Here is a 25,457-nt window from a genome sequence, read left to right on the forward strand (position 1 = left end):
ATTAAATTAGGAAAAGAAATGTCAAATTGGAACGTATTATTAGTCGATGACCACCCTCTAATGAGAAGAGGAGTAAGTCAGCTCCTATCTTTCGAAGATGAGTTCACCGTTATTGCTGAAGCCAGTAATGGTGCCGATGCCGTTACCATTGCATGCCAAAAAGAACCTGACCTGATATTACTCGATCTCAATATGAAAGGCATGTCCGGTCTCGACACCCTTAAAGTACTGCGAGAAGAAGGCGTAACGTCAACCGTTATCGTGCTTACAGTCTCTGACAACAAACAAGACATTAAAGCATTAGTCGATGCTGGTGCTGACGGTTACCTGCTTAAAGATACCGAACCAGATGAACTCATTCGTCTGCTTAAACAAGCGATGGTCACAGGGAATGCATATAACGAGTATGTGTTGGAAATAATGCGTGACAAATCAGTGAGTGATGACATGTTTAGCTCACTAACGGATCGCGAGAAGGAAATTCTTGTCGAGGTCGCGAGAGGCTTTAGTAATCGACAAATTGCTGATCGGTTATTTATTTCTGAAGCAACGGTGAAGGTACACATCAAGAGCTTACTTAAAAAGCTTTGCGTAAAATCCCGCGTTGCAGCAACCGTCCTTTATTTAGAAAATAAAGGCAAATCGTAACCAGTTCCCCCAACAACTCTTGTTGTTGGGGGTTATTTATTCAGCCGTCATCTCTCATCGGTTTCCTTCAGGCTTTAATATCCTGAAGGAAACTCACTTTCTTCGAAGTTTACTTAAAACCAAACTTACCGTTTGTGTTTTTCCATTCCGCCTTAACAGGGATCTCTTCAATCGTATCCCAATGTTCGATAATCATCTCATTCTCAACTCGAAACAAATCGTAGAATGCAACATGTTTATTCAAGAACTTGCCTTCGCTAATAGATAATACAAAGTTACCTTGACCTAAGATCTTATGATTTTCAGCATAAACCATTGGTAGACCCGCCTCAGTTAATGCTTTAATGGCTTCACCGAAACCGCTTAGGCCGTCAGCAACGCCACTATTATGTTGTAGGTAGTCTTGATCTTCCGGGCCAATGAACTGACCAATTTTTGCCATTTCACCTTTGATAAGGATGGAGTCGACAAAATCAGTAACCATCGCTTTGTTGGCTTCTGTTTTATCTAGATCCGTAACTTCAGTCATTCCATCAAATTGAGTTCGACCACTTGAATTCGCTGGTGCAACATCTGCTAGGTTATCCCAATGCTCTACAATTTTCCCTTGTTCAAAACGAAATACGTCAAAACCGGCTTTAGGGCCAAAAAAGTCATATTCAGTATGAAGAATAACGTACTCACCATCTTGAAACACACGTTTAACATCTGCTTTAGCACTGCCTGCTGGCAGCATCTGCATGACAGCACCAAAACCCGCTAGCCCATCACTAATGGCCAAATTATGCTGAATATATTGATCAGGATTGATATAAGCGATGGGTCCTGGGTCACCTGTTTCTATAGACGAAATAAGTTGAATCGCTTTATCTTTATTTGAAACTGTTTCTGTTTCACTCGCGACTGAAGAGCATGCTGCAAGGCCCATAATACCAGCGGCAATGAAACTATTACTGAATACATTAGAAAGTGATAATTTTTTCATTTTTTTGTTCCCTTGTTTGGATGCGTGCATATTAGTCACTATTTCCAAATAGGGGCAGAGTAGATATTTGCCTAAAAATGGTCAATTTCGAACCCCACTACAATATGGGCTTCAAGTAGGCTTTCTGGAATTGGCTTGGTGTCGCATCGACGTGTTTCTTAAAATATTTCACAAAATTGCTCGCGTCTTCAAACCCAAAGTCATAGGCCATCTGTTGTGTTGTTATATTGCTGACGACTAGGTTTCTTTTGATTTCTATCATCGTATACGCGTCAATCAATTGTTTCGCGGTTAAATCAGTGGCAAGTTTACATACCTGATTGAGTGTTTTATATGTGGTATTAATTTGATTGGCATACCAATTAGCATCGCGTATTTTCTTAAAATGCTCAAAAAGTAAATCCAAAAATCGAGCGAACTTATTGCTCTGCTCATGAGAAAGCTTATCGTGGCGAAGCTCTGGCCGTAAGCGATGTAAAATCAAAGATAGAGCAGAAAAAAGGTACATAACGATAAGCGGATCCGATTTTAAATGCGCTATCTCATTTGTTATTTCACCAAGCAAGGTTTTACATCGGCCATTATCTTGCTTATTTAGCTTTAGCAAAGGTGTATGGTGGCTGTTTAGATGAGTCGGTGTGTAATTCGGCAAGCGCATATTAGCATGCAGTCGGTCTAAAAAGCCTTGTGTAAATAGTATGATTTTCCCCTTCGGTTGAGAAGAGAAATCAAACGCATGAACCTGTTCTCGTTGAATAAAGACAAAAGACCCAGAAGTAAACGGATATTCTTCAAAATCCACCATATGTACTCCCTCGCCCTCCTCTATATACAAAAGCATAAAAAAGGTGACACGATGTGGGTCTTCAGGCCTCTGCCTCAAATCTCGTTGGTAAAGAGATTCGAGTTCGACCATTTCAAACTCTGTTTGATCGCATTTATTATGTTTAAATCTAATCGCTGGAATATTCATACCACACCTCATTTATACCAAGCTAAGTAAGTTTGTGATCAACTACTTTTCCAGATTGATGTTACTACTTTCACTTCAGTTTAATGAAAGGAACCCAAGACACAAGATTCATTCACCGAACTTGTAATACGATGTATAAATGCCAACTTATATGTATGTATTTATTATTCTTAGCAATTCTCTCAATTTAGAGCGATACTTTTAGACTCGCTAACCGAAATAAGGACGTTAAGTAATTTATGACTGACCACATTGATACGACCTTACCACTAGACATCAAGACACTCTCCGTTGTGTTCGCGCATATAGAAACAGCCGTCATACTCGCGAGCTTAGACCGTAAAATTGTCAGCATTAACGACGCAGCAAAAACACTTTTCGGTTTTAGCGATAAAGAAGTACTGAACAAAAGTACTCGAATGCTATACGCCAATGAGCACGATTTTTCTGATTTAGGGAGAAATCGCTTTAACGACACCGCCGACTATATCGACGAGTCTTCTATCGTTACCTTCAAAAATAAGTCTGGTTATATTTTTAAGTGTCAAGTGACCGGAGGACCTATAAAGAATGCCGCAGGAAAAAGCCTCTTCTATGTTGCGATGATTCAGGATGACTCTTCACGCCTTAATGCGGAAGAGACGTTGAACAAACTCCACTCCATAACCTCTAATCAGCAGCTTAATTTCAAACAAAGATTAGAGGCCATACTTCTGTTGGGTTGTGACCACTATGGTTTACCTATCGGTATATTTAGTAAAATTGATGGCAATCGTTATGTCATTCAACAGGCTGTACACCCGGACAATCAATTAAAAGAACAGATGGCTTTTGCTTTGGATAAGACATATTGCACGCATGTTTTTCAGGCTAACAAAGCAAAAGGATTTCATAGCGTTGCGACGAGTGAAATTGAATCCCATCCTTGTTATCAGAATTTCAAACTCGAAGCGTACATAGGTGTGCCTATTTTCGTTGATGGTCTGCGCTATGGCACACTCAACTTCTCAAGTAATTCGCCAACCAAACCATTTATAAGACAAGATTATGAATTGATCCGATTGTTCGCGGAGTGGGTAGGCCATGAGATTGCTCGCAATAATGACCTAAATGCATTGAAGAACGCCCACGACCAACTCGAAGTATTAGCCAATACCGATGCGTTAACTGGATTAGCCAATCGAGGATTTCTAGAACAAGTATTACAAGACTACATAAAAAATAGATTTCGCCATAAACATGGCCTAGTTGTCGCCCTATTTGATTTTGACAATTTCAAAGACATTAACGATAAACATGGCCATGCTATTGGAGACGAGGCGCTGAAGGTTTTTGCTCATGTCGCCAATGAATTTGGCCGGAGTGATGACGTCTATGGTCGCTGGGGCGGCGAAGAGTTTTTAGCCATATTTCCCTCCAAAAACGTTCAAGGCATCTCAACTTCCTTAGAAAGACTGCAAAGCAATATTAGACAAGCAGGTTTAAACATTGCGGATAAGGCGATCGTATTAACCGTGAGTGTCGGTGTCACTATGTTGGAGGATGACGACGATATTTGCACCCTATTAAAAAGAGTGGATACATTACTTTATAAAGCCAAAGATAACGGACGAGATTGCATTGAAATAGGGTAGTATTTATCAACATACAGCAATCCCAAACGAATGGCAGAGATCTGTACTTCGAGAAAGACTCTGCCTTTATGCTTCTATAATTCGCTTGACGTTATTCGATCCCAGTATGGTTCATCTCCATAATATTCAGAGACGAAATCGACAAAAGCACGCACCTTACTTGGCAAAAACTTCCTGTTTGCATAGACCATATAAAGTCCAACTGCTTCTGGTTCATAATCGACCAAAATACGCGTTAAAGAGCCGTTTGCTAACGCTTCACCTGCTATAAAAGTGGGTTGAATAACAATTCCACCACCACATATAGCCGCGTTAACTAATAGGTCACCATTATTTGCAGTCATGTTGCTCGATAGCTTTAAATCCATTGAGTTCTTATCAAATCGGCTAAAAAGAAAAGAGGCATCTGTATAGGCATATTTAAGATAGGTATGATGATGCAATTCTTCCGGTGTCTGTGGTGTGCCTTTTTTCTGCAAATATTCTGGCGATGCCATGATAGCAATGTTAATAGGTGCGATTCTCTTTGCAATCAAAGAGGAACTCTTTAGTTTGCCAATCCTAAGCGCAACATCAACTCCTTCCTCAACAATGTCTATTTTTACATCGGTAAGCTTTAGATCTAATTCAAGATCAGGATATCGAGATTGAAAATCCACCAGTAACTTAGGCAAATGTTTGACACCAAAAGACATAGGGGCACTTATCGTCAATACACCAGAGACGTGCTGGCCTAATTTTGTCAGGGAATATTCCATATCCTCAATGTCTTCGATCACTTGTTGGCAGCGGAGATAGTATCGGTCACCGGCTTCCGTTGTACTCACCTTTCTTGTCGTACGATGCAGTAAGCGAGTTCGCAAATTATCTTCTAATGCCAAAACATATTTACTGACCAATTGAGGTGACATATTGAGCTTTTCAGCGGCTTTTGAAAATGATCCTTCCTGAACCACCATCAAGAAGGTTTTCATTGTATCGATCTTATCCATTTTACGATGACCTGTTTCACTTTTTCCTACTAAACAATCTTTTGTTTAACAACTTACTGTTCGAGCTGTTTCACGACAACTCGGAGCTTATAACACCTACATTAATAACATAAATTTTATTCCATGAGCCATGATTATCACGCCGGGTCTACTTCTTCAGCACCAATCTACTCATCAACCTTTTAATCTTTATTTTTGTAAATCGCCAATGGGTGATCGGCTTTTTCGGCGCGGTACGTAATAGTTGTTGATAAGCCACGCCGTCAAATGTGACTTCACCGCCATGTGCAGCTAACAGAAACGTCGGTTTTAATTCGTATACCCTCTCAACTGAGCAGCGATATTGATTCGGGTGGAAAATCGGAAATGGGGCAATGAGTGTTTTTTTGACTTCCACAACAAGATCAGCGACATATAATATCCCCTGTTCTCTATGATACACGGAAAGGTCTCTATCTGTGTGTCCAGGCGTCTCCAGCACCTGCCAGTCTTCAAAACCTGGAATAGCATCACCATCGAGCATTTCAACGTCAGGTTTTAGCTTACGCGAGTACCACAGGTTCTGTTTTGGTTTGCGCATTCGCTTTGCCACCCATAGGGCCAACATTAAGTCTGTCAAATGCATCAACCAACCATCCCATCCAGCATACCAATCTGTCTCTCGTTTTGCTGCCAAAAGAGTACAACCCGTTAGCGTCCGCAATTTATGTGCGGCACCCGCATGATCCGGATGCATATGAGTTACAACAACCAATTTAAGGTCTGTAAATGGGCGTTGGAGTTGATGCTCAATGAAATCTCTTAAATGAGGAACATCCGCTCGACTACCACCATCCAGCAGCATGAGCTTATCTGGATACTCAGCCAGATACATGGTTTGAATATACCCTTGAATTCTATGCAGTTGCAAAACATTTCCTTGTGCTATTTAACGTTCGACTTCCAATATATTGATGTCTAATCATCTGGTCAGACCAACTATAGCAGCAGAATGCAGGAAATGTTAAATATATGTTACGTGGCTGCAAGGGCGACAAAATCGCACGTACAATTAAAATGTATAGAAAGCAAAATCGCCACCATAACTGGTAGCGATTTTGCTTTCTATAATTACGTATTCAATTGCAGTGACAGCACTACAAAATAGAGACACCTTCTACTTCCAAAACAGTATTGGCATTCGCACGTTCAATAATCTTAAGCAGCGTGGTTTGAATCACTTCATCTTCTCTAGCATCAGTCTTACTTGCGAACCGTTCTTCCATAACATCCCCACCCTCATGCAACGTAAACTGGATTGAAACTTCTGTTGCACAATCTATTTTTTCACCAAAATATGTCATCGAAATGATTGGATAGCCCTTATCACCCTTTTTAACATGCTTCGCGATGCGCTTTTTGGCTTTATCGATATTCATAAACAGTCCTTAGAGTACTGACCCGTTCGTTAATTGAAATAGTATACCGCCCACCATAATCTATTGATTGGATAAGGTATAACAAATTAAAAACGATTTATAAGCTGGCTCATGCTTTAAACCAGTAAGGTATTGCCAAAATCCAATAAACTGTAACACAGTATAAGCAAACCTTGTGTCTGAAAAAGAAACCCGTAGAATCAGCAAAAATTTCAAACGTGAGAAAAATATGCCTAAACTCAAACTACATCATCGAGACTACGTTTCCATTCTTGGTGGCGATATTACAACACAAGAGTTGAAGCACACGTTGTCTCCAAATTACGCACCAGCCAAGAAAAGCCTTTTACCAAGTCCTTATTTAACCGAAAAAAACATTGAGCGACGTTGGCGTGATCTGAATAACCTTTCGTTGAAAGCGGAGTTATTGGACGAACATACGCAACATCAAGCAAGTGCTTATCAAAAAAATATCGAAAATTTTATTGGTACCGTTAAGGTTCCGGTTGGGTTAGCTGGCCCGTTAAGGGTTAATGGGTTGTTTGCGAAGGATGATTTCCTTATTCCTTTAGCGACCACAGAAGCCGCTTTGGTGGCGTCGTATAATCGAGGTTCTAAGCTACTTACTGCGTCAGGTGGTGCTAGTGCCATGCTACTCAATGAAGGCGTTACCAGAACACCAGGCTTCGCTTTTTATGGCCTAGCGGAGGCCGGTCAGTTTGTGGCTTGGGCTGTTACTCAATACGACCAATTTAAACAAGTCGGTGAATCCACTACTGCTTACGGCAAGCTCACGGATATCAATATCAATATTGAAGGCAATCATGTGTACCTTGTCTTTGAATATCTAACAGGTGATGCTTCTGGTCAGAATATGGTGACCATCGCAACAAACGCCGTATTCGAATATATTTTGGCACATACCCCCGTAGAACCCGAGTACGCCTTTCTAGACGGAAATTTATCAGGTGACAAAAAGGCCAACACTCAAACTCTGCGTAGTGTGCGTGGAAAAAAAGTGACGGCTGAAGCGCATATCTCTGCGGAGTTAATCCAAAGATATCTGCACACAACACCTGAAAAAATGATGCAGTTTGGTCAAATGACCACTGTCGGTGGCGCATTAAGTGGGGCGATTGGGATAAATGCACACTATGCAAATGCGCTAGCGGCACTGTATATCGCCTGTGGACAAGATGCCGCCTGTGTTGCTGAATCGGCCATTGGTATGACTCGTATGGAAGTGAACAAAAATGGCGGGTTATATGCGAGCGTCACTTTGCCAAATTTGATGCTTGGCACCGTTGGTGGTGGAACGGGGTTACCCAGCCAAAAAGCCTGTTTAGATCTAATGGGTTTACATGGTACCGGCAAATCGCAAGCCCTTGCTGAAGTGTGTGCCGCTCTTTGTCTGGCGGGAGAGCTCTCTATCGTTGGCGCTTTTTGTGCCGGGCACTTTGCAAGAGCTCACCATAAACTTGCGCGGAAGTAATTCGCGCCAAACTGAGTTGCACGTCAGCGTTAATATTGAAAGAGCTGAGATCAAAAACTTAAATATATACTTTGTTCAAAATACCCTTTGTGGTTGCTTACTTTTCTTCAGTAAAGTCCAACTCATCTTTATTTATTTCGTACTTTTTCAATTTTCTCCATAACGTCGTGCGACCAATTTTCAGCGCAGCTGCAATATCTGCGATACGGCCGTCGAATATTTCCCACGCCTCCATAATCGCTCTTCGTTCTAATGCTTCCAAGCTCTGAATAGACGATTCCCACTCGGCAGATTCATGCCCCACTTTGCTGTTTAATAGTTGGCTAGGAAGATCATCCACATCGATAATGTTTCTACGGCGATTTAGTGCGATTTTTTCAATCTTATTCTGAAGTTCAGATATATTCCCGGGCCACGAATAACTGCATAAAATATCCAGTGCCGCATCTGTTATCACAATATCGACGTTAAATCGTTTCTTCATACGAAGCATTTGTCTTTCAATAAAGACTGGAATATCTTCTTTTCGTTGCCTGATAGACGGAATTTTTAACTCAATGGCACCAATAGCATAATAAAGTTGTCGACGGAAATTATGCTTGCTAACGTACTGTTCAAGGTCGGCAGAAGTACTAGTGATAAGTTGAAAATTAACAGGAATCATTCGATTACTATTGTCACGTACCAATATATTGGTTTTCAGTGTTTGTAATAGTGCTGACTGTACTTCCTCTGACAGGTATTCCACTTGTTCTAAATAGAGAGTCCCACCATTCACTAACTCTATTTTTGATGCTAGACCTTCGCCTTCATCGGTTCCAAATAACGTTCTTAACATGTTCTCTGGTGCGATACTCTTGCAATTGACCGTTAAAAAAGGCCCCTCGCTATTCTGGCTATGATTATGCAGAGCCATGGCAATTTGTCCTTTCCCTACTCCATCTTCACCACGTAATAAAACTGGATCTTTTACTTTTGCAGCTCTTTTGGCGAGAGTAATAACCTGTTTCATCTTTTTGGATTGCGCCACTAGGGAGTCGAAACTCAAATCTGCATTTGATCCAAGCTGCCTCTGCGCTAACTTACGTATCGTTTCCAAGGGGTGAATAAACAACAAACATCCACCGTCACTAAGTGGCCTAAGTGTAACCAAAGCCTCTATAAAATCTCCCTGGCACTCCATAATGATGTCTAGATGAGAACACTTTTTTCGTCCTTCTAATGCATTTTTTAAAGCAGGAGGAAGGGTAATCGTATCTCTAAGCGATTTATAAAGAACGAGATCTTTTTTGAGCTTCAATTTCTCCGATGCGACTTGGTTAATAAAGGTAATTCTCTCTTCCTTGTCCCAAGAAATCACTCCATCATCCATACATTCAAGAACCGCATTTCTCTGACAAAGGATTTGATTTGATTGTGTCAGAGTCTTTTCTATGAGTAATTGACTCGCCACTTCTTTTCCACAAGAATTGACAAGTGCGGCATCAGAATCTTTATGCTCGCTTGCCATAGTGAAAAGCATAAGCGCAGCTCGCGCTCTACCTTGTTCATCAAAAACAGGTGAAGCATGACAGCTGTAACCATGTAGCTTTGTATTAAAATGTTGCGCCGAAAATAAAGATACCGTCTCGTGGGTGTGCAAACTCAAATTAATCGCATTAGTTCCTAGACGACCTTCGCTCCAGAAAGCACCTTTTTTTATTCCTAATGTTCTTAATTCCTCGATCATTTCATGATGACCGATAATAGACATTGTGCACCCGGTTTCATCTGTGACCAGGAAACAGCAGCGACGAGACTCCAAGAACTGAAACGCGTCTTCAAGGATAGCTTCGGCGATACAAGTTGCCGCCAAATTACGTTTAAGAAACGAATCCAAGGTTGTCCCTACAGCAACATGAGGTTTTAACCATTCATACGGATTACTTTGTCTTAAACAGCGCTCCCACGATTCCAGAATCGGCGAAGTAGCAAATTGAGGAGCAACCCAATGGTGTTTTTGAAAAAAATCCCAACGAGTCTGGATGTCGTTAAATTTCGTATCTGTTGAATTCCGACTCATGATGTTCTCCTTACCAAAAGATAGCCTTCACTCATAATTTAGGGCCCAGTTAGATAACTACTGAAAATGTTGATTGCATAATATCTTTTATTCTTGGCAGATGGCGTATATGCATGTTAAAGATGTTTCATTTTGAGACATCAATAACACTATTAACAGATGACTCACTACAGATTCATTCAAACGTGTGTAGATAAATAGTCACTACATTCTCCACCTTTTCGGTGGATTGAAAAACGACGTAGTTACGCCATTTTCAAACAACTAGTCATTTGTCTAAATATGGGGAAAAAGGGGCTGAGGCCGAGGGACCATCAGCCCAAAACGAGGAGTTAATCTCGAATCGAATGATTACTCATATGCTCTAGTGCGAGAATCATTGCAGAGTGATCCAAGTGGTCCCCATCAAGTGCTTTGCAGGTATTGAATAGTTCTTGTGCCGTAGAAGTATTTGGTAAATTAACTCCCAGTGCTTTCGCACCTTCTAATGCGATATTAAGATCTTTTTGATGGAGGGATATTCTAAAGCCAGGATCAAATGTCCCCTTCACCATCCGCTCCCCATGTACTTCTAAGATTTTAGACGAAGCAAACCCCCCCATAAGAGCTTGACGGATTTTCGCAGGATCAGCGCCAGCCTTAGAGGCAAAAACCAGTGCTTCAGATACTGCTTCAATATTCAATGCAACTATAATTTGATTTGCTACTTTGCAAGTTTGACCATCACCATTACCGCCTACTAACGTGACATTCTTCCCCATGATTTCAAATAACGGTTTCACTTTATTAAAAATGTCTTCATGCCCGCCAACCATAATTGATAATGATCCAGCGACCGCTCCGACTTCACCACCAGAAACCGGCGCATCCAGATACCATGCTTGCGTCTCTTCAATGCGTTGAGCAAATTTTTTCGTTTCAATTGGTGATATGGAACTCATATCTACAACAATTTTACCTTTCGTTAAACCTTTTGCGACGCCAATATCATTAAATAAGACATCCTCAACCTGAGGGGTGTCAGGAACCATGATGATGATAATATCAGAAGCTTCAGCAACGGCGGCCGGAGTAGGACATGCAACGCCTTTGTCTCCTATTAAGTCGTCTGGTGCAGACTCAAAATGTTCTGTGAAATAAAGCGTATAACCCGCATCTTGAAGGTTTTTCGCCATCGGTTTACCCATAATACCAGTACCAATAAATCCAATATTCATTCTATTACTCTCCAAAAATCACACTAAGTTATATTCTTTTAGCCAACCTAAGCCTGCTTCAGTACCATTGGCAGGAACGTATTCACACCCAACCCAACCTTGATAGCCTATATCGTCTAGGTGTTGGAAAAGGAACTCATAATTAAGCTCTCCTGTTCCAGGCTCATGGCGACCTGGATTGTCAGCAAGTTGCACATGTCCAATCGTGGAAAGATGATCGCTTAATGTTCTTGCGATATTGCCTTCCATAATTTGCATATGGTAAATGTCGTACTGATAATGGATATTTTTACTACCCACTTCACCAATCAACCTAAGTGCTTGGTTAGTGTTGTTAACACAAAAGCCGGGCATATCCTGAGTATTTATCGCCTCAACAACCAATCGAACACCTGCTAGTTCTAGTTTGTCTGCGGCGTACTTTAGGTTCTTAATCAATGTTTTCTCTGCATCTTGCTGAGACAGACCTTTCGGAATAATTCCCGACAAACAGTTAACCTGAGTACAGCCCATTACGGTCGCATAACTGATCGCTTGGTCCACGCCTTTGCGAAACTCTTCAACTCTTTCAGGTAAACACGCAATGCCGCGTTCACCGACCATCCAATCTCCTGCTGGCAGATTAAATAACACCTGAGTTAATCCATACCTTTCTAATTCATCTTTGATCTTCTGAGCAGAAAAATCATATGGAAATAAATACTCGACACCTTTAAAACCAGCTTCAGCAGCACCTTTAAAACGAGCCATGAATTCCAATTCTGTGAATAACATTGATAGATTTGCAGCTAGCTTGGGCATAACAACTCCTTACATTTTTTATGAGTCCGGCCACATTGTTATAACCGGACTGTCCTATCCATTATTTTTTATTTAATCTAGATCAATCACTTCTTCAAATTCTGTCACTTTGTCGATATCTGGGCCCATAGCGATATTGGTGATTCGTTCGGTTATCACCTCTACGACGACAGGCACTTGGAACTCTTTTATCATTAATTTCGCTTTCTCTAATGCTGGACCAATCTCTTCTGGATCGAAGACCCGTATCGCTTTACAACCCAGCCCTTCTACTACAGAAACATGATCGACACCGTAGCCATTTAATTCAGGTGCGTTTATATTTTCAAAAGAGAGTTGTACGCAATAATCTATATCAAAGTTACGTTGTGCTTGGCGGATGAGCCCAAGATAAGCGTTGTTGATCAAGACATAAATGAATGGCAGATTAAATTGCGCCCCAACAGCAAACTCCTCCACCAAAAACTGGAAGTCGTAGTCACCAGAAACAGCAACAACTGGCTTACTTGGGTCAGCCTTCACGACACCTAAAGCAGCAGGTAATGTCCAACCCAATGGTCCCGCCTGACAGGCATTAATCCAATGACGAGGTTTATGGACTCTTAGGAACTGGTTAGCAGCAATTTGTGCATTACCAATCGTTGCAACGTAGCGAGTGTCGGGGCCAAACGCTTTGTTCATTTCGTGGTAAACACGTTGTGGTTTCACCGGTGTTTGGTCAAAATCTTCACGACGGAGCATTGTTCTTTTACGCTCTACACATTCCCCCACCCAAAGGTCTCTTTGCTTAAGCTCACCCTTTGCTTTCATCTCCTCAGCCACTTCTATAAACAACTTAAGTGCTGCCCCTGCATCAGAGGCGATACCTAGATCGGGAGCAAATACCCGACCAATCTGTGTCGGTTCAATATCTACATGAATAAACTTACGATCTTTGGTGTATGTTTCAATTGCACCCGTGTGGCGATTTGCCCAACGATTACCGATTCCAAACACAAAATCAGATTCCAAATAGGAAGCGTTACCATAGCGATGATTAGCCTGACAGCCCATACGACCGACCATAAGTTCATGGTCATCTGAGATAACTCCCCAACCACGGAGGGTCTGGATGACAGGAACGCCAACAATCTCGGCGAATTTTTGGAAAAGCTCTGCAGCATTGGCATTGACAACACCACCACCGGCAACCAATAAAGGTTTTTCTGCTTCATTGAGCATCTCTAAAGCACGTCTAGCTTGAGCTTTGGTTGCTTGAGGCTTATGAGGAACCATCGGCTCATAAAGCTCAATATCAAATTCAATTTCCGCTAATTGAACGTCGATAGGCAGATCAAGAAGTACAGGTCCAGGTCGGCCTGAACGCATTTCAAAAAAAGCTTTTTGGAAAGTACCTGGCAATTGAGCCGCTTCTAGAATAGTCACCGCCATTTTTGTCACTGGCTTTGCAATAGATTGAATGTCTACTGCTTGAAAATCTTCTTTATTTAGTTTAGCTACGGGCGCTTGTCCGGTAATACATAGGATAGGAATTGAATCAGCCGATGCAGAATATAATCCAGTAATCATATCAGTACCTGCGGGGCCAGAAGTACCAATGCAGAGGCCAATATTGCCGTCTGCCGTACGGGTATAACCTTCAGCCATATGTGAGGCAGCTTCAACATGGCGCGCCAAAACATGGTCGATTCCACCTAGCTTACTCATCGCAGCGTACATAGGATTGATTGCTGCACCCGGCACACCAAATGCAGTATCAATCCCTTCTTTATTTAATATTAGAACTGCTGCTTCTATTGCACGCATTCTAGCCATAATTCAATCTCCAAGGTTAATTTTTTAGTTACTAACAAGATAAATCATTTCATTTACTGGGAATTTTTTGGGGAAAGCAATAATCGTCAGTACAAATACTTTCTTTCAAATATCATCTTATTTAACTATTTCAAAATAATACTATCGCGTATATTTTTTACCGCAACTACATCAATTTTCGTTTCAAATCGAATCACTCCGCCAACTGCATTGTTTCACTTTGGAACATATGGTCACCTGATTTTTTAAATATTTGAAGACAACCAACTCTTGATTCATCAGTATTTAAACGACGATAGTAAGCTTTGTTGCTTATCCGACATAGCCGCAAGGTCTTCGCTGGATTCTGCACCTTTAGTAATTGAATACACATTTTTATTAATTAAATCATTCACAGAAGAAACATTTTCAAATATATCTTGAGTCACTCTTGATTGCTCCTCTGACGCCGTAGCAACAGAGGCGTTCATCTCTGAAATTTTTTGAACAGAAACGGTAATTTCATTAAACGAATTTTTTACCGTCAATGTGATGCTTTTTGATTGAGTCACCAGTTCAGAGTTTTCAATCATGACTAAACTCGCACTATTTGATTGATGTTGAAGCCTATCGATTAGGTCTTGAATACTCGCCGTAGAATTCTGTGTTTTTGCTGCAAGATTTCTGACCTCATCTGCAACAACAGAAAAGCCTCTACCCGAATCTCCAGCTCGGGCTGCTTCTATTGCCGCATTTAAAGCGAGCAGATTCGTCTGCTCTGATACACTTTTTATGACGTCAATTACAGAGCCAATTTCGGCACAAAATCCGTTTAACTCCTCAATAACATCAGACGTGTCTTTAATCGAACATTCTATCTTGGTCGAAATATTTTCTAATTCTCTTAACGCACTCTCACCAAGATAAACGTTATTTAAGGCTTCTTGCGCGGCACTATCAGCGACAGATGCATTACGGCTAACTTCACTCGCGGTAACAGATAATTCACTTACGGCTGTCGACACCAATGTAATCTGATCAACTTCTAACTGTGCATTGGTTTCGGTTTTTCCCATCACATTAGCTAAGTCAGTAGATGACGATAACACCCCTTGGGAAACGTCTAATAGTGTTCGTGTTACTGACGACAATTCGGTCACTGTTTTGTTAAATGAATGGCTGAGAGATACAAATTCATTGCGAGAATTAGCCGATTCCGCTACTACTATTTTTGATGTAAAGTCCCCTCGTGACATCCTCTCAATATTTGCGCTTATTCTCGATATCCAGTTGGTTTGCCAGCGGTTGATTAGTAACGTTAGCACAAGACTTATTGCTGCTAGCACAACCATTGCAGTTATCTTTAATATTAATAACATCCTCAATAAGTCGCTATATTCTAGGAGAAGTTTAGATAACGCATTTTCTTTCTTATCTCTTATTGTCTTGAACGACATGTTGAGGGCCTGACCTATTTCGTACAGTTTTTCTTGATGGATGCGCTCTGACGCACGATTAACTAAGATTTTATTGGTAGCAATACGGTAGTCAGTGATGAATTGTTTAAAACGAGCATCGGACGTTAACTGCGTTAACGTCTCATCAAGCTGAATAAGCTCTGTTCTTAATTTTTTTTCCGGGTCAGGAATATTAATGGTAAATAGATTCGCGATGCGGTCTTGGATATGGGAACTAATAATCAATATCCTGTCTCTATTTTTCAGCCATTCTTGGTCACTAAAAACACCTTTCTGATCAAGCCTTGCGAATTCATCAGCAAGCCAAGGTAGATTAAGATAAAGATTAACTGAATGCTCAGTGAGCATATTTTTCGATTGTAGCTCCAAAGCAAACGAATTAAGTAAGCCATGTAACTCTGCTTGGGTTTTTTCATCTAATAAATTCAACTCATCTTTCATTAAATCAATTATTTTCAACACTTGGTCTTCAGTTTTTTTCAGTTCTTTTAAACTATTGGTTTTGTTATTCGCATTAGATGTCAATTCAGACATATAAATTATATTTTTATCTATAACCTCTACATCTTTTTTTACTTGTTCCATAGATAGAGCAACTTGATTCACTTTTACATATTCATAATAAAAAACAGCCAAAAAACAATTAAGGAGAATTATTATTATGAATATTGGCAGCTGTATTACCCTATTTAATCTATATTTATTAAATATACTCATCAGTTCTATGCACCGTTAATTAAACAATAAACTTCAGACATAAAATGCCCTTACCAAACGGCAATACTTTATGTCTGAATTTTTATGTTTAGTGTTATGTACTTTTTTGTTATGGTTTAATTCGTACTTCTACTTGGCAGTTATCCGTCACGCGACTAAGTAATGACACATCACCGAGTAATTTGCCGACTAAGTTAACAGCTGATGCAGCTTGTGGTTCTCCGTTGCTACTACAAGGTGTTGGGCCAAAAAACAAACACAATGCTCGGTCAGGGGGCCAAAAGGCAACATCACCAACTTCCACAGTTTCTTTTGCATCGCTAGCAACATCAATTTCAACAGGCGTTGTAAAATAAATCTCGTCTCCCCATCGCTTCGCTCTGGAGCGAATAGGCAGCTCAGACAACAGTTTTTCTGCTGTTTCACTGTCGTTCAGCTCAATATCCAACATTATCGAGCCAATTTTAACTTCAACAACTCCCATAATTTTCTCCCTATTACAGAGCGACTGCACCGTGTTCTATCGTGAGGTCAACGATATCTGATGTAGCGATATCACGTGAATACACACCCTTTTTCACGGCGAGAGCTGCTGCCGCTCCAATAGCCTGTCCCATCGCCATACACGTACTTTGAGCACGAATCCCCGCGAGGGATTTTCTATCGGAAGACAAGATTCGTCCCGCAACCAATAGACGATTGGTGTTTTTTGGTATCAGAGCAGACATCGGCACCTTAGGTATAAGCTCCGCCGATTCATGGAAGATTTCATCGCATCCATTATCTTCGTTATGCAGGTCTATATAGTTGAACGCATTACACACACTGTCTTTATAATTCTTAGCACCCATAAATTCATCTAACGTAACGTTGTGCTCACCTACAATACGACAGCCTTCTCGCGACAGCGCTCTTGTGTACATTGTTTTAAGTACGGATCTTTCTGCACCCGGTATTTTATCTTTGACGAATTCGTACATCCTTAACATACGTTTACGTCCATCAATATTCGCTTTCGTTTGACCGTCAGCATCAGTCGTATCACAGCCGTAAATGTGGGTAGAATTGTGCCCTCCCATTTGCAAAAACCAAATAAACTCATAGATTCCAAAATAGGCCCAATCGCCTTTCTCTAGACGACCTTCTTCCATCGCTTCTTCATATAGTTTTTGGGCTTCGCCTTTCCACACTTGTTGCAAATCAATTCCTTCTATACGATATTGCAATGTGCCTGGCTGCCGTTTTGGTGCTCTTACAACGGGTAAATCGAGAGCTCTCACAACATCCGCATCACCAGAGCAATCTAGCAACTCTTTACAACGGGTAATACGCTTAATCCCACGGGCATATGACGTCACTTCCCACCAATTACCATCATGCGCAACTTCACCAATGAACTCATGATAATGGATCTCAACACCGGCCTCTATTGCGGCTTGTTCTGCGATCGTCGCGTAAATTGGTACGTTAATATTGCTGTAGTATCCTGGAGTATCAACCGCTCTTCGTTCAGTAAAAGGTTTGATTCTTAAGCCTTCTATCTCTTTTGACCGGCTAAATAGCTCCCAGCCAATCCCCTGAACCACCGCTTGTTTCGGTGAATGCCAATGATTGGGCATAAACACACCACCATCGGTCATTGTGCCACCAAGCATAGAGCTTGCTTCTACTAAAGATACCTTTACACCCGCTCTTGCTGCTTGAATTGCAGCCACATGACCAGCCGTCCCGCCACCCGCAACGACAACGTCAACCGTTTCTCTTACTTCTCTCATCAATATTTCTCCAATTAAACACAAAAATACAGAACTAGGGCCGTATGGCCATATCCATTAACCGATATTTATGAGCAACCGTTATTCGATTCTCGCCCCCTGTTGGACCAATGTTTGTTGAAGTTTGATGATGTCTAAATCACGAAGGCTCTGATTTTCTTTCACTGAAAGCGCTGCAGCCGTACCAGCACCTTGACCTGTTACGGAACAACACATCATATTTCTCATTGATGTATGTGCGATAACGTCGGCAGATATGCAACGCCCAGCAACGATAAGATTTTCTACCTTTTGGGGAATCAAGCAACTGAGCGGAATTTGGAAATATCGACCTGTCGTCGGCAAAATTAGATAGCCACTACCATCTATAAACTCAGGAAAGATACCGACGCTGTCTTCACAACGGCCTTGATTTAATACGTAATCTTTGTCTACTCGTGAGTCACCAACAATCAGCCTTGATTCGCGTGTACCCAATGTCATACCAAAGTTTCTCAAGCGGGCTTGTTCAAAACCAGGCACATAGTGACGAAGCGCATTTATGGCCCAAATAGCTTGCTGCCGGCCTTCAATTTCGGCCTTACTCAGATCCCACACATCGGTACAGTCATAACCATATGAATAAACCATATTCAATTGCAGGGCTTCTCCTGTCTCGGTAAATGTACTCCAAGTACCGCCTATTGCCTGCGCGTCGCCGGGGATAATGCCCTCTTCTTGGGCTTTGTTGAAAATTTCTTCCATATAGGGACTGAACATATCATCTTCTTTTTCGTCGGTGATGATGCTCCAGTTTTTCCCCCAATCTGAATAAGTAGGCTTCAGATCTTCTTCAACAAATTTATGGAAACGCTTACTATCTACCCCAGCACAGTTAAACATTACTGTGACGCCCATTAGCTCTTTTTTATCGCGCTTGGTATAAGGTGCCCCCGCTTTATAGGCAACATCGGCATCTCCAGAACAATCAACGATTCGTTGTGCTAAGACAGCCTGTCGACCGGATTTTCCTTCGACAATGACGCCACAGAGTGAATCGCCTTCCATAATCACATCGACTACCTGAGAATGGAGTAATGGAGTAACTCCAGCTTCTAAGATCATACGATCAGCAACGTATTTAAAACCTTCCGTATCGATAACTTCACTAATAGACTGCGGTTCAGGGCGAGTGAAACCCAACTCTTTTGCGCGCTTCTCATATTCACGCCCTATACCTTGGCAATCTTCTGTTCCTTCATGGCGATACCAAGCAAAACTCTCAACACCAACTTGTGTTAACACCCCTCCAAAACAGCCAAAACGTTCAACTAACACCGTTTTTACACCTAGGCGGGCAGAAGCAATGGCAGCGCTTAAACCGGCGGGACCACTACCTATCACTAATACTTCGGTTTCAATTAAAACCGGCGTTTCTCTTTTTGGTTCAATAATCTTGTTCATTTATTTGAATCTCCAGATATCTTTCTATATCACTAGATCTTTTTTACAATTCATTTTCAAAATACTTTCTAAGAAATAAAGACAAGCCGTCTTATTCAGAAAAGGGATCGATATACCCCTCTCAATAAATAGCTATTGAGAGGGGCCGATGTTTAACTTTGATTCACTAATACTTCTTCTACTTCTTTTGGCTTTTCTGTCGTCCTAGCTGTGTCCACTTCTAAGTACACTTTCCCGTCCGATTCCGCAACTGGAAAACCGGATGGAAAGTCCAGTTTTATTTGCTTCATAAAGCTATGTGCAACAATGTAAACAACAAACACTAATGGGAAGCCAGTTAGAATAGATACCGTCTGCAATGGTTTCAAACTTTCAGGGTTTATAAAATAAAGACCTAGCGATACAACACCAGCAAGAATCAACCAAAAAGCGATATTCCATTTAGCTGGGTCTTCATCCTGAGCCATTTCTTGTTGGGTCGCAGCAGCAAGAGAATAACCAACCGCACAGTGACCGGTAATGTATGAAATAAGCGTAATCAAACCAAATGCAGGCACAAGTAACCATGAGGCAGGCAGATGTTGAAGCATTTCGATGACCACTTGGCCACGACCGCTTTCATTCATGATGGTCATGAGATCAGCCTGGCCTGACATTTGCAAGTCAATCCCAAAGCCTGGTAACACCATGTAGAAGACCATACAACCAAGGGAGCCGGCTACTAATCCACCCAAGACTAATTCACGAATTGTCCGGCCTTTTGATATTTTTGCTATAAACAATCCAAATGGCATTGCATACACTACCCACCATGAAAAATAGAAGACAGTCCATCCTTGAGGAAACCCAGTGTCACGGATAACATCGGTAACAAAGCTCATATAGATGAAGTTTTGCAACATCAAACCAAGGCCATCGACAGATTGGTTGAGAATAAACGAGGTAGGCCCTAGGACAACAATAAGGATTAGCATGACAACATCCATTCGCACATTCCATTCGCTTAGTTTAGAAACGCCGCGTTTCAAACCAAATATTAATGCAATTAGCGGAATAAATGTCCAAAGGAATATCACCAACGTATCGATAAAGGCGTTACTCTGTTCTAAGCCAAGGAAGTAAACAATGGTTCCTGAAATCAGAGGCGTTCCTAATGCAAGCGATGTCATTACTCCGCCTATCATTCCGAACATATAAAGGAAGTTTATTGTTTGACCACCTAGTTTGTCTGCTTGATCACCAATTAATGGACGAGCAAATTCACTGATTTTAAGCGAGCGTTCTTTACGGATGTAAAAGAAATAAGCAATTGGAATGGCACAAGCGATATACCATGCCCACGCTGAGGGCCCCCAGTGGAACATACCATAAGCTGAAGCCCAACGAGCGGCGTCCGCTGAGCCCGGCTCAATGCCAAACGGTGGAGATTGCATTATCCAGATCCATTCAACCGCGCCAAGATAGAGAACACTACCACCGGTTCCAGATGTGAATATCATACCGAGCCAAGTTGCTGTAGAAAATTCTGGCTTTTCCCCTTTTGTTCCTAAAACTATATTGCCATAGCGCGACGCCGCAAGGTAAACACAAAAGAGAACGGCTGCAACAGTCGCCAGAAGAAAAAACCACCCCAATTCACCAGTGGTAAATGAATGAAGTTTACCTAATAGAGCGGCACTGCCTTTTGGATCATAGAGGAAATATATCCCCATAACTAAGGTTACAATCAAAGCAGGAAAGAACACCGCTTTATCTATTGCACCTTTTTTCATTTCATTGGTTCTTGACATAACCGATTCCTTTTAATTATTTGGTAGGGCACTTAAAGCTTTCAAAACTAATTTAACAAAAGAGTGCCTGTACATGAGAACAAATCATCACTTTAAGTTCAGGTTCTTTGATGGTAAACACAAGGTCACATAATTCGGCTCTTCGTAGAGTATAAAAAGTGACTGACGTCTATATTTCTTACTTTATTCATAACTTGATTCCAAATAGAAACATAGAATATAGTCATGGTTTCACATTGAAACATCACAAGTAACTTAGAGTACAAAATCTCGACGAAAAATCAAAATAACTATTTACAATAATATTAACGATTTCTATTCACTCAAAAAATTAATACAAAATATAATAATCAACACTAATTTACATGACGAATAATATATATAACTACTAGGCACTGAACACTGAATCCATAATAAATATCAAGCATTTACACCATGATAAAACAACTTATTTGTAGTGTATTTCCAGGCGCTATTATCGTTGAGTGCCATCAATGTTTTTTACATTCTAAAACTTATAACGGAGACCAAATGTAATCTCATCCTGAGTATTTTCGTACGCTAACCATTTTGCTCCGGAGTAGTCATTTTCGTCTAATAAGTTGTGTTTATAACTTATATATGTCGCTATATTTTGGAAGTAATATGCATATTCTGCCGCAACAAAATTCATGTCATATTGAGAAATAGTATCAGCTTCAAAACTGGTATAGGTTGTATTAATAACGCTACCATTGTTGAAAAAGTAGCCTAAATACAGGTCGTACGCTGTAAAGTCATCTTCTATCACCGAAGTACTAGAAATCTGCCCTGTCTGGAAAGTAGAACCTATCCAAAAATTATCTGTCGTATATTTTGCAGCAACAATTGCCATAGTATCGGTCTGTTCAGAACCACCGTCGTAAGTTTCTTGATCTGCACTGGCATAACCGATACCAAACTCAACATTATCCGTCAACTTATAGGCGACAACGACACCATAACCATCTGATTTACGGTCACTATTTTGATTAACACTTGCCTGAAAAGTAACATCATTTACACTTGTCGCATAACGCATTGTATTTTTTGCACGATCGGCAGTGGTAACACTTAATTCATTAATATAACCGCTATAGTACTCTGCCATATCAGAAAAGTTAGTAAGATAGGTAGTGGCATTGTCCTGATGACCATAGTAAACGTCCCCAATTTGAGTTTTAAAGCCAGCGTATAAGTAGCGAGTGTCAAACTTGGTGTCAGAACCATCCACCGCACCAGTTCTTTCTTTGATTTCTGTTTCATACCTGGCCCTCATGGTAACGTCATCATTTAGAATTTTTTCACCAAGTAAGTAGATACGTGCTCTAGAAATATCATTAAAATTATCAGCATTAGCGTCACTGATGTTTCCGCGAACCTCCACTCTACCACCTAATTTAAAACTACTATTATCATCTTTATATATCTCTGCGGCATTCACTGTGGTAGATATTAACGCCAATGTAACTAGAACTGGCAATATTCTTACTCTCATATTTTTTCCCTCTATAAAGTATTGGTTAGTAACTATAATCAGCACTAACTATATTTACTATTCATGAATACAAGAAGATATTTACGTCATTAGAGCCTAATTTATTGACGACATTAACAACAGTTAGTACTTGGACATATAAAAGCAGGCAAATAGTGACTAAGCCCCAAAATATTGCTTTTTTACCGATATATTATTCTTGTTTGAAACATAAGAAATTTTATATTGAAACATTGTTTTAAAAATCGTGTTATAAAAAAAGCCAACAATTGAATTCTCATCCTATTGTTGGCTTTATACGAACTACACTACGCTTTAGTTGACTGGAGAAAAATCTAGACCTCTAATTTTATCTTTCAACCTCGGAATCATGCTCGAACTTGCACTGAATTTTGACAGACCCAATCCAAGCAATAACTCTGTCACTTGATCATCACCTGCCATTTCACCACACATGCTAACGGGTATATTTGCCTTATTTGCCGCCTGACAAGTCAGTTCTATCGCTCTAATTACCGCCGGTTGGTTGTAACTAACTAATTCAGCAACTAAAGGATTCCCCCGATCGGCAGCCATAACATATTGAGTAAGATCATTGGTACCAATAGAAAAGAAATCTGCTTCTATTGCTAACGAATCTGCACTAAAAACAGCTGACGGCACTTCAATCATAATCCCAAGTTTCATCGGGTACTCGTTTTGTGGCAGACCTAATTCCTCCCGGCATTCTTTTATAAGATTTTTTACTTTTTTAAGCTCGTCAACATTAGCAATCATAGGGACCATCAATTGAATATTGGCATATTCACTCGCCGCTCTAAGTACCGCTCGAAGTTGTACTTTGAACAACTGATGGTCGGCTAAACATAGCCTCACACCTCGAAGCCCAAGGAATGGATTCTCTTCTTCTGGAACAGGATAGGCTGCCATTGGTTTGTCACCACCAACGTCCAAGCTTCTGATGGTTAATGGACGTTCATTCAAGGCTTTAGCAATATCAACATAGGTTCGATATTGCTCCTCCTCTGTAGGCAAAACCGCACAGTCTTGAAAAAGAAATTCTGTCCGCAGTAAACCTACGCCTTCCGCACCAGATTTTAACGCAGCGTCAATATCTTCCAGTCCACCTATATTGGCAAGAACATCAATTTTGGTTCCATCCAGAGTAATTGCCGCCGCATTAGATTGCTCTAACTGGCGCTTTGCTTGTGCTTGCCAATCTATCCGTCTTTCTTCCAGTTTTTTCTGAGTTAATTGGTCTGGACTTAGCCAAAGTAGCCCCCCAAATCCATCAATGGTGACGATTTGATTCTCAACTATAGTATTTAAGCCTTGAACTTTAACCAGAGCTGGAATTCCCATCGCACGCGCCAAAATCGCGCTATGGGTGGTTTTTCCTCCGCCGCTTAAACAGATACCCAAGACTTTTTCTGGATCAAGATTCGCAGTGTCCGATGGTGATAGTTCGTCTGCAATGATGATTGAAGGCTTATCCATAATGAACTCACAAGATTGCTCATCACATAATGCCATCATTAGCTGACGCCCCACATCCCACACGTCAGCTTCACGTTCTTTAAGATATTGGCTTTCAGACTGAGCATAGATGTTGGCAAGGTCGGTAATTGCATTCAGCCAAGCTTGCTCAACAATAATAGAACGTCCGATTTGTTCCATCACTGTTTTCTCCAACTCCGGGTCGGTTAGAAGCATTACGTGAGCTTCAAAAATCCCGGAATGGGCACTAGTTGCCTTATTTGAGGTGCTTTTTCCTTGATCTTGAATTTGTTGGGTTACCTGTTCTATCGCCTCAAAAAAGGACTTTTTTTCAACTTCATAAGTGTCAAAGGTTCTAACTGGTACCGTTGGCATCGAGCTTGTAAAAAATGTGACGGGCCCTGTCGCGATGCCTCCACACACTGAGATTCCTGAGAGGGCACCATCAATTGATTGTAATTCTGGGTTTTCTTGCTCTAGTTCAACCGAAGGTTTCTCTGAAATATCTTCATTGAAGTGTCTTGTTGCAAGCAACATAAATGCCTCTATTGCTTGCTGCGACTCCTCTCCTTGAGCAATCAGGCGAATAGTGTCACCAACAAGTACGCTCAAAGAGGCAATAGCATTCAAACTTTTGGCATTAACACGCTTGCGGCCTTTTTCAAGCCATAATTCAGCATTAAAGGCGGCCAACTCTGAAACAATAGACGCAGACGGTCTTGCATGTATTCCGTGAGGGTTTTGTACAGTCCAATAATCGCTCTCAATCGCCTGACTCGTTAATTCAATTGAGGTCTCAATTTCTTGAACGACGTCATCGCCTAGGTGCGTGCGTTTTGCCACCAATGCGCTATTCGCTTCTTGAATGACTACATCAATAGATTGGCCAGTCATTGCAGCTACCGATGCCGCCATCGTACCTTCAACAATAGGGGCTGAGCAGAGGCGAACTTTTTCAGAAATTTCGTCAGGTAAAAGCTCGAGTGCCATTTCGGTGCTAAGCAACGCACTACCCATGTCCATAAGAACAAGTACACCGGTATCATCAAACACTTTCTCGATGGCCTCCATTACTTTGACACCATCAGTCCCTATTGGATTATCTAGGTCGTCTATGCCACCAGCAACAGCAATCATCGCTTTACCTTGCGTCATCTGCGTCGCTAATTCCGCGACACCTTCTGCTAAAAGTCGGCTGTGAGATACAATAACTATCCCAACCATT

Annotated in this window: 19 protein-coding genes; 3 read left to right on the forward strand and 16 right to left on the reverse strand. The window is 41.1% G+C overall.

Annotated elements, in window-relative coordinates:
- Positions 1-18 precede the first annotated feature (18 nt).
- The gene (locus tag IUZ65_RS19445) at positions 19-648 is read left to right on the forward strand and encodes a response regulator (RefSeq protein ID WP_195705677.1); all 630 of its coding nucleotides are present in this window, start codon (positions 19-21) and stop codon (positions 646-648) included.
- 109 nt (positions 649-757) lie between these two features.
- Here the strand turns inward: IUZ65_RS19445 and IUZ65_RS19450 are convergent, their stop codons facing one another.
- Together IUZ65_RS19450 and IUZ65_RS19455 are read right to left on the reverse strand one after the other, a co-directional pair.
- Positions 758-1,576 carry a nuclear transport factor 2 family protein gene (locus tag IUZ65_RS19450; protein ID WP_443083757.1) on the reverse strand — a complete coding sequence of 273 codons (819 nt, stop codon included), beginning with the start codon at positions 1,574-1,576 and terminating at the stop codon, positions 758-760.
- Positions 1,577-1,730: 154 nt separating this feature from the next.
- Entirely contained in the window at positions 1,731-2,606 is an 876-nt protein-coding gene (locus tag IUZ65_RS19455; RefSeq protein WP_195705679.1) for an AraC family transcriptional regulator, read from the reverse strand.
- A 239-nt stretch (positions 2,607-2,845) separates the two neighbouring features.
- Here IUZ65_RS19455 and IUZ65_RS19460 point away from each other — a divergent pair, with 239 nt between their 5' ends.
- Positions 2,846-4,240, forward strand: coding sequence for a sensor domain-containing diguanylate cyclase (locus IUZ65_RS19460; RefSeq protein WP_195705680.1), 1,395 nt, complete (start codon positions 2,846-2,848; stop codon positions 4,238-4,240).
- Positions 4,241-4,314: 74 nt separating this feature from the next.
- Here IUZ65_RS19460 and IUZ65_RS19465 read toward each other — a convergent pair whose 3' ends face one another.
- The 3 genes from IUZ65_RS19465 to IUZ65_RS19475 all read right to left on the reverse strand — a co-directional run bounded on the left by IUZ65_RS19465 (position 4,315) and on the right by IUZ65_RS19475 (position 6,650).
- Positions 4,315-5,232 (reverse strand): LysR family transcriptional regulator, encoded by a 918-nt coding sequence (locus IUZ65_RS19465; protein WP_195705681.1) that lies wholly within the window; start codon positions 5,230-5,232, stop codon positions 4,315-4,317.
- A gap of 148 nt (positions 5,233-5,380) precedes the next feature.
- Positions 5,381-6,106: an MBL fold metallo-hydrolase gene (locus IUZ65_RS19470; protein ID WP_195706447.1), complete on the reverse strand. Its 726-nt coding sequence runs from the start codon at positions 6,104-6,106 to the stop codon at positions 5,381-5,383.
- A gap of 262 nt (positions 6,107-6,368) precedes the next feature.
- Positions 6,369-6,650 carry a hypothetical protein gene (locus IUZ65_RS19475; protein WP_195705682.1) on the reverse strand — a complete coding sequence of 94 codons (282 nt, stop codon included), beginning with the start codon at positions 6,648-6,650 and terminating at the stop codon, positions 6,369-6,371.
- 229 nt (positions 6,651-6,879) lie between these two features.
- Between IUZ65_RS19475 and IUZ65_RS19480 the strand changes: the two genes are divergently transcribed.
- Positions 6,880-8,142 carry a hydroxymethylglutaryl-CoA reductase gene (locus tag IUZ65_RS19480; protein ID WP_195705683.1) on the forward strand — a complete coding sequence of 421 codons (1,263 nt, stop codon included), beginning with the start codon at positions 6,880-6,882 and terminating at the stop codon, positions 8,140-8,142.
- A gap of 97 nt (positions 8,143-8,239) precedes the next feature.
- Here IUZ65_RS19480 and dhaR read toward each other — a convergent pair whose 3' ends face one another.
- From dhaR to ptsP, 11 genes are all read right to left on the reverse strand, one after another.
- On the reverse strand, positions 8,240-10,204 hold the full coding sequence (dhaR, locus tag IUZ65_RS19485) for a dihydroxyacetone kinase operon transcriptional regulator DhaR (RefSeq protein ID WP_195705684.1): 1,965 nt from the start codon (positions 10,202-10,204) through the stop codon (positions 8,240-8,242).
- Positions 10,205-10,536: 332 nt separating this feature from the next.
- Positions 10,537-11,421 (reverse strand): 2-hydroxy-3-oxopropionate reductase, encoded by an 885-nt coding sequence (gene glxR / locus IUZ65_RS19490; RefSeq protein ID WP_195705685.1) that lies wholly within the window; start codon positions 11,419-11,421, stop codon positions 10,537-10,539.
- 18 nt (positions 11,422-11,439) lie between these two features.
- Positions 11,440-12,222 carry a hydroxypyruvate isomerase gene (gene hyi / locus IUZ65_RS19495; protein ID WP_195705686.1) on the reverse strand — a complete coding sequence of 261 codons (783 nt, stop codon included), beginning with the start codon at positions 12,220-12,222 and terminating at the stop codon, positions 11,440-11,442.
- Positions 12,223-12,294: 72 nt separating this feature from the next.
- The gene (gene gcl / locus IUZ65_RS19500) at positions 12,295-14,037 is read right to left on the reverse strand and encodes a glyoxylate carboligase (protein WP_195705687.1); all 1,743 of its coding nucleotides are present in this window, start codon (positions 14,035-14,037) and stop codon (positions 12,295-12,297) included.
- Between the two features lie 278 nt (positions 14,038-14,315).
- Entirely contained in the window at positions 14,316-16,079 is a 1,764-nt protein-coding gene (locus IUZ65_RS19505) for a methyl-accepting chemotaxis protein (protein WP_195705688.1), read from the reverse strand.
- Between the two features lie 241 nt (positions 16,080-16,320).
- Positions 16,321-16,695 carry a cyclophilin-like fold protein gene (locus IUZ65_RS19510; protein WP_195705689.1) on the reverse strand — a complete coding sequence of 125 codons (375 nt, stop codon included), beginning with the start codon at positions 16,693-16,695 and terminating at the stop codon, positions 16,321-16,323.
- 13 nt (positions 16,696-16,708) lie between these two features.
- Positions 16,709-17,986: an FAD-dependent oxidoreductase gene (locus tag IUZ65_RS19515; protein ID WP_195705690.1), complete on the reverse strand. Its 1,278-nt coding sequence runs from the start codon at positions 17,984-17,986 to the stop codon at positions 16,709-16,711.
- Positions 17,987-18,067: 81 nt separating this feature from the next.
- Positions 18,068-19,429, reverse strand: coding sequence for an FAD-dependent oxidoreductase (locus IUZ65_RS19520; protein ID WP_195705691.1), 1,362 nt, complete (start codon positions 19,427-19,429; stop codon positions 18,068-18,070).
- Positions 19,430-19,581: 152 nt separating this feature from the next.
- Positions 19,582-21,219 (reverse strand): BCCT family transporter, encoded by a 1,638-nt coding sequence (locus IUZ65_RS19525; protein ID WP_229638252.1) that lies wholly within the window; start codon positions 21,217-21,219, stop codon positions 19,582-19,584.
- Between the two features lie 508 nt (positions 21,220-21,727).
- Positions 21,728-22,735, reverse strand: a complete 1,008-nt coding sequence (locus IUZ65_RS19530) for a porin (protein ID WP_195705692.1) — start codon at positions 22,733-22,735, stop codon at positions 21,728-21,730.
- 315 nt (positions 22,736-23,050) lie between these two features.
- A complete protein-coding gene (gene ptsP, locus IUZ65_RS19535) occupies positions 23,051-25,456 on the reverse strand; it encodes a phosphoenolpyruvate--protein phosphotransferase (RefSeq protein WP_195705693.1) in 2,406 nt (801 codons plus the stop codon).
- Position 25,457: the final 1 nt, after the last annotated feature.

Source organism: Vibrio sp. VB16 (assembly GCF_015594925.2).
GTDB lineage: Bacteria > Pseudomonadota > Gammaproteobacteria > Enterobacterales > Vibrionaceae > Vibrio.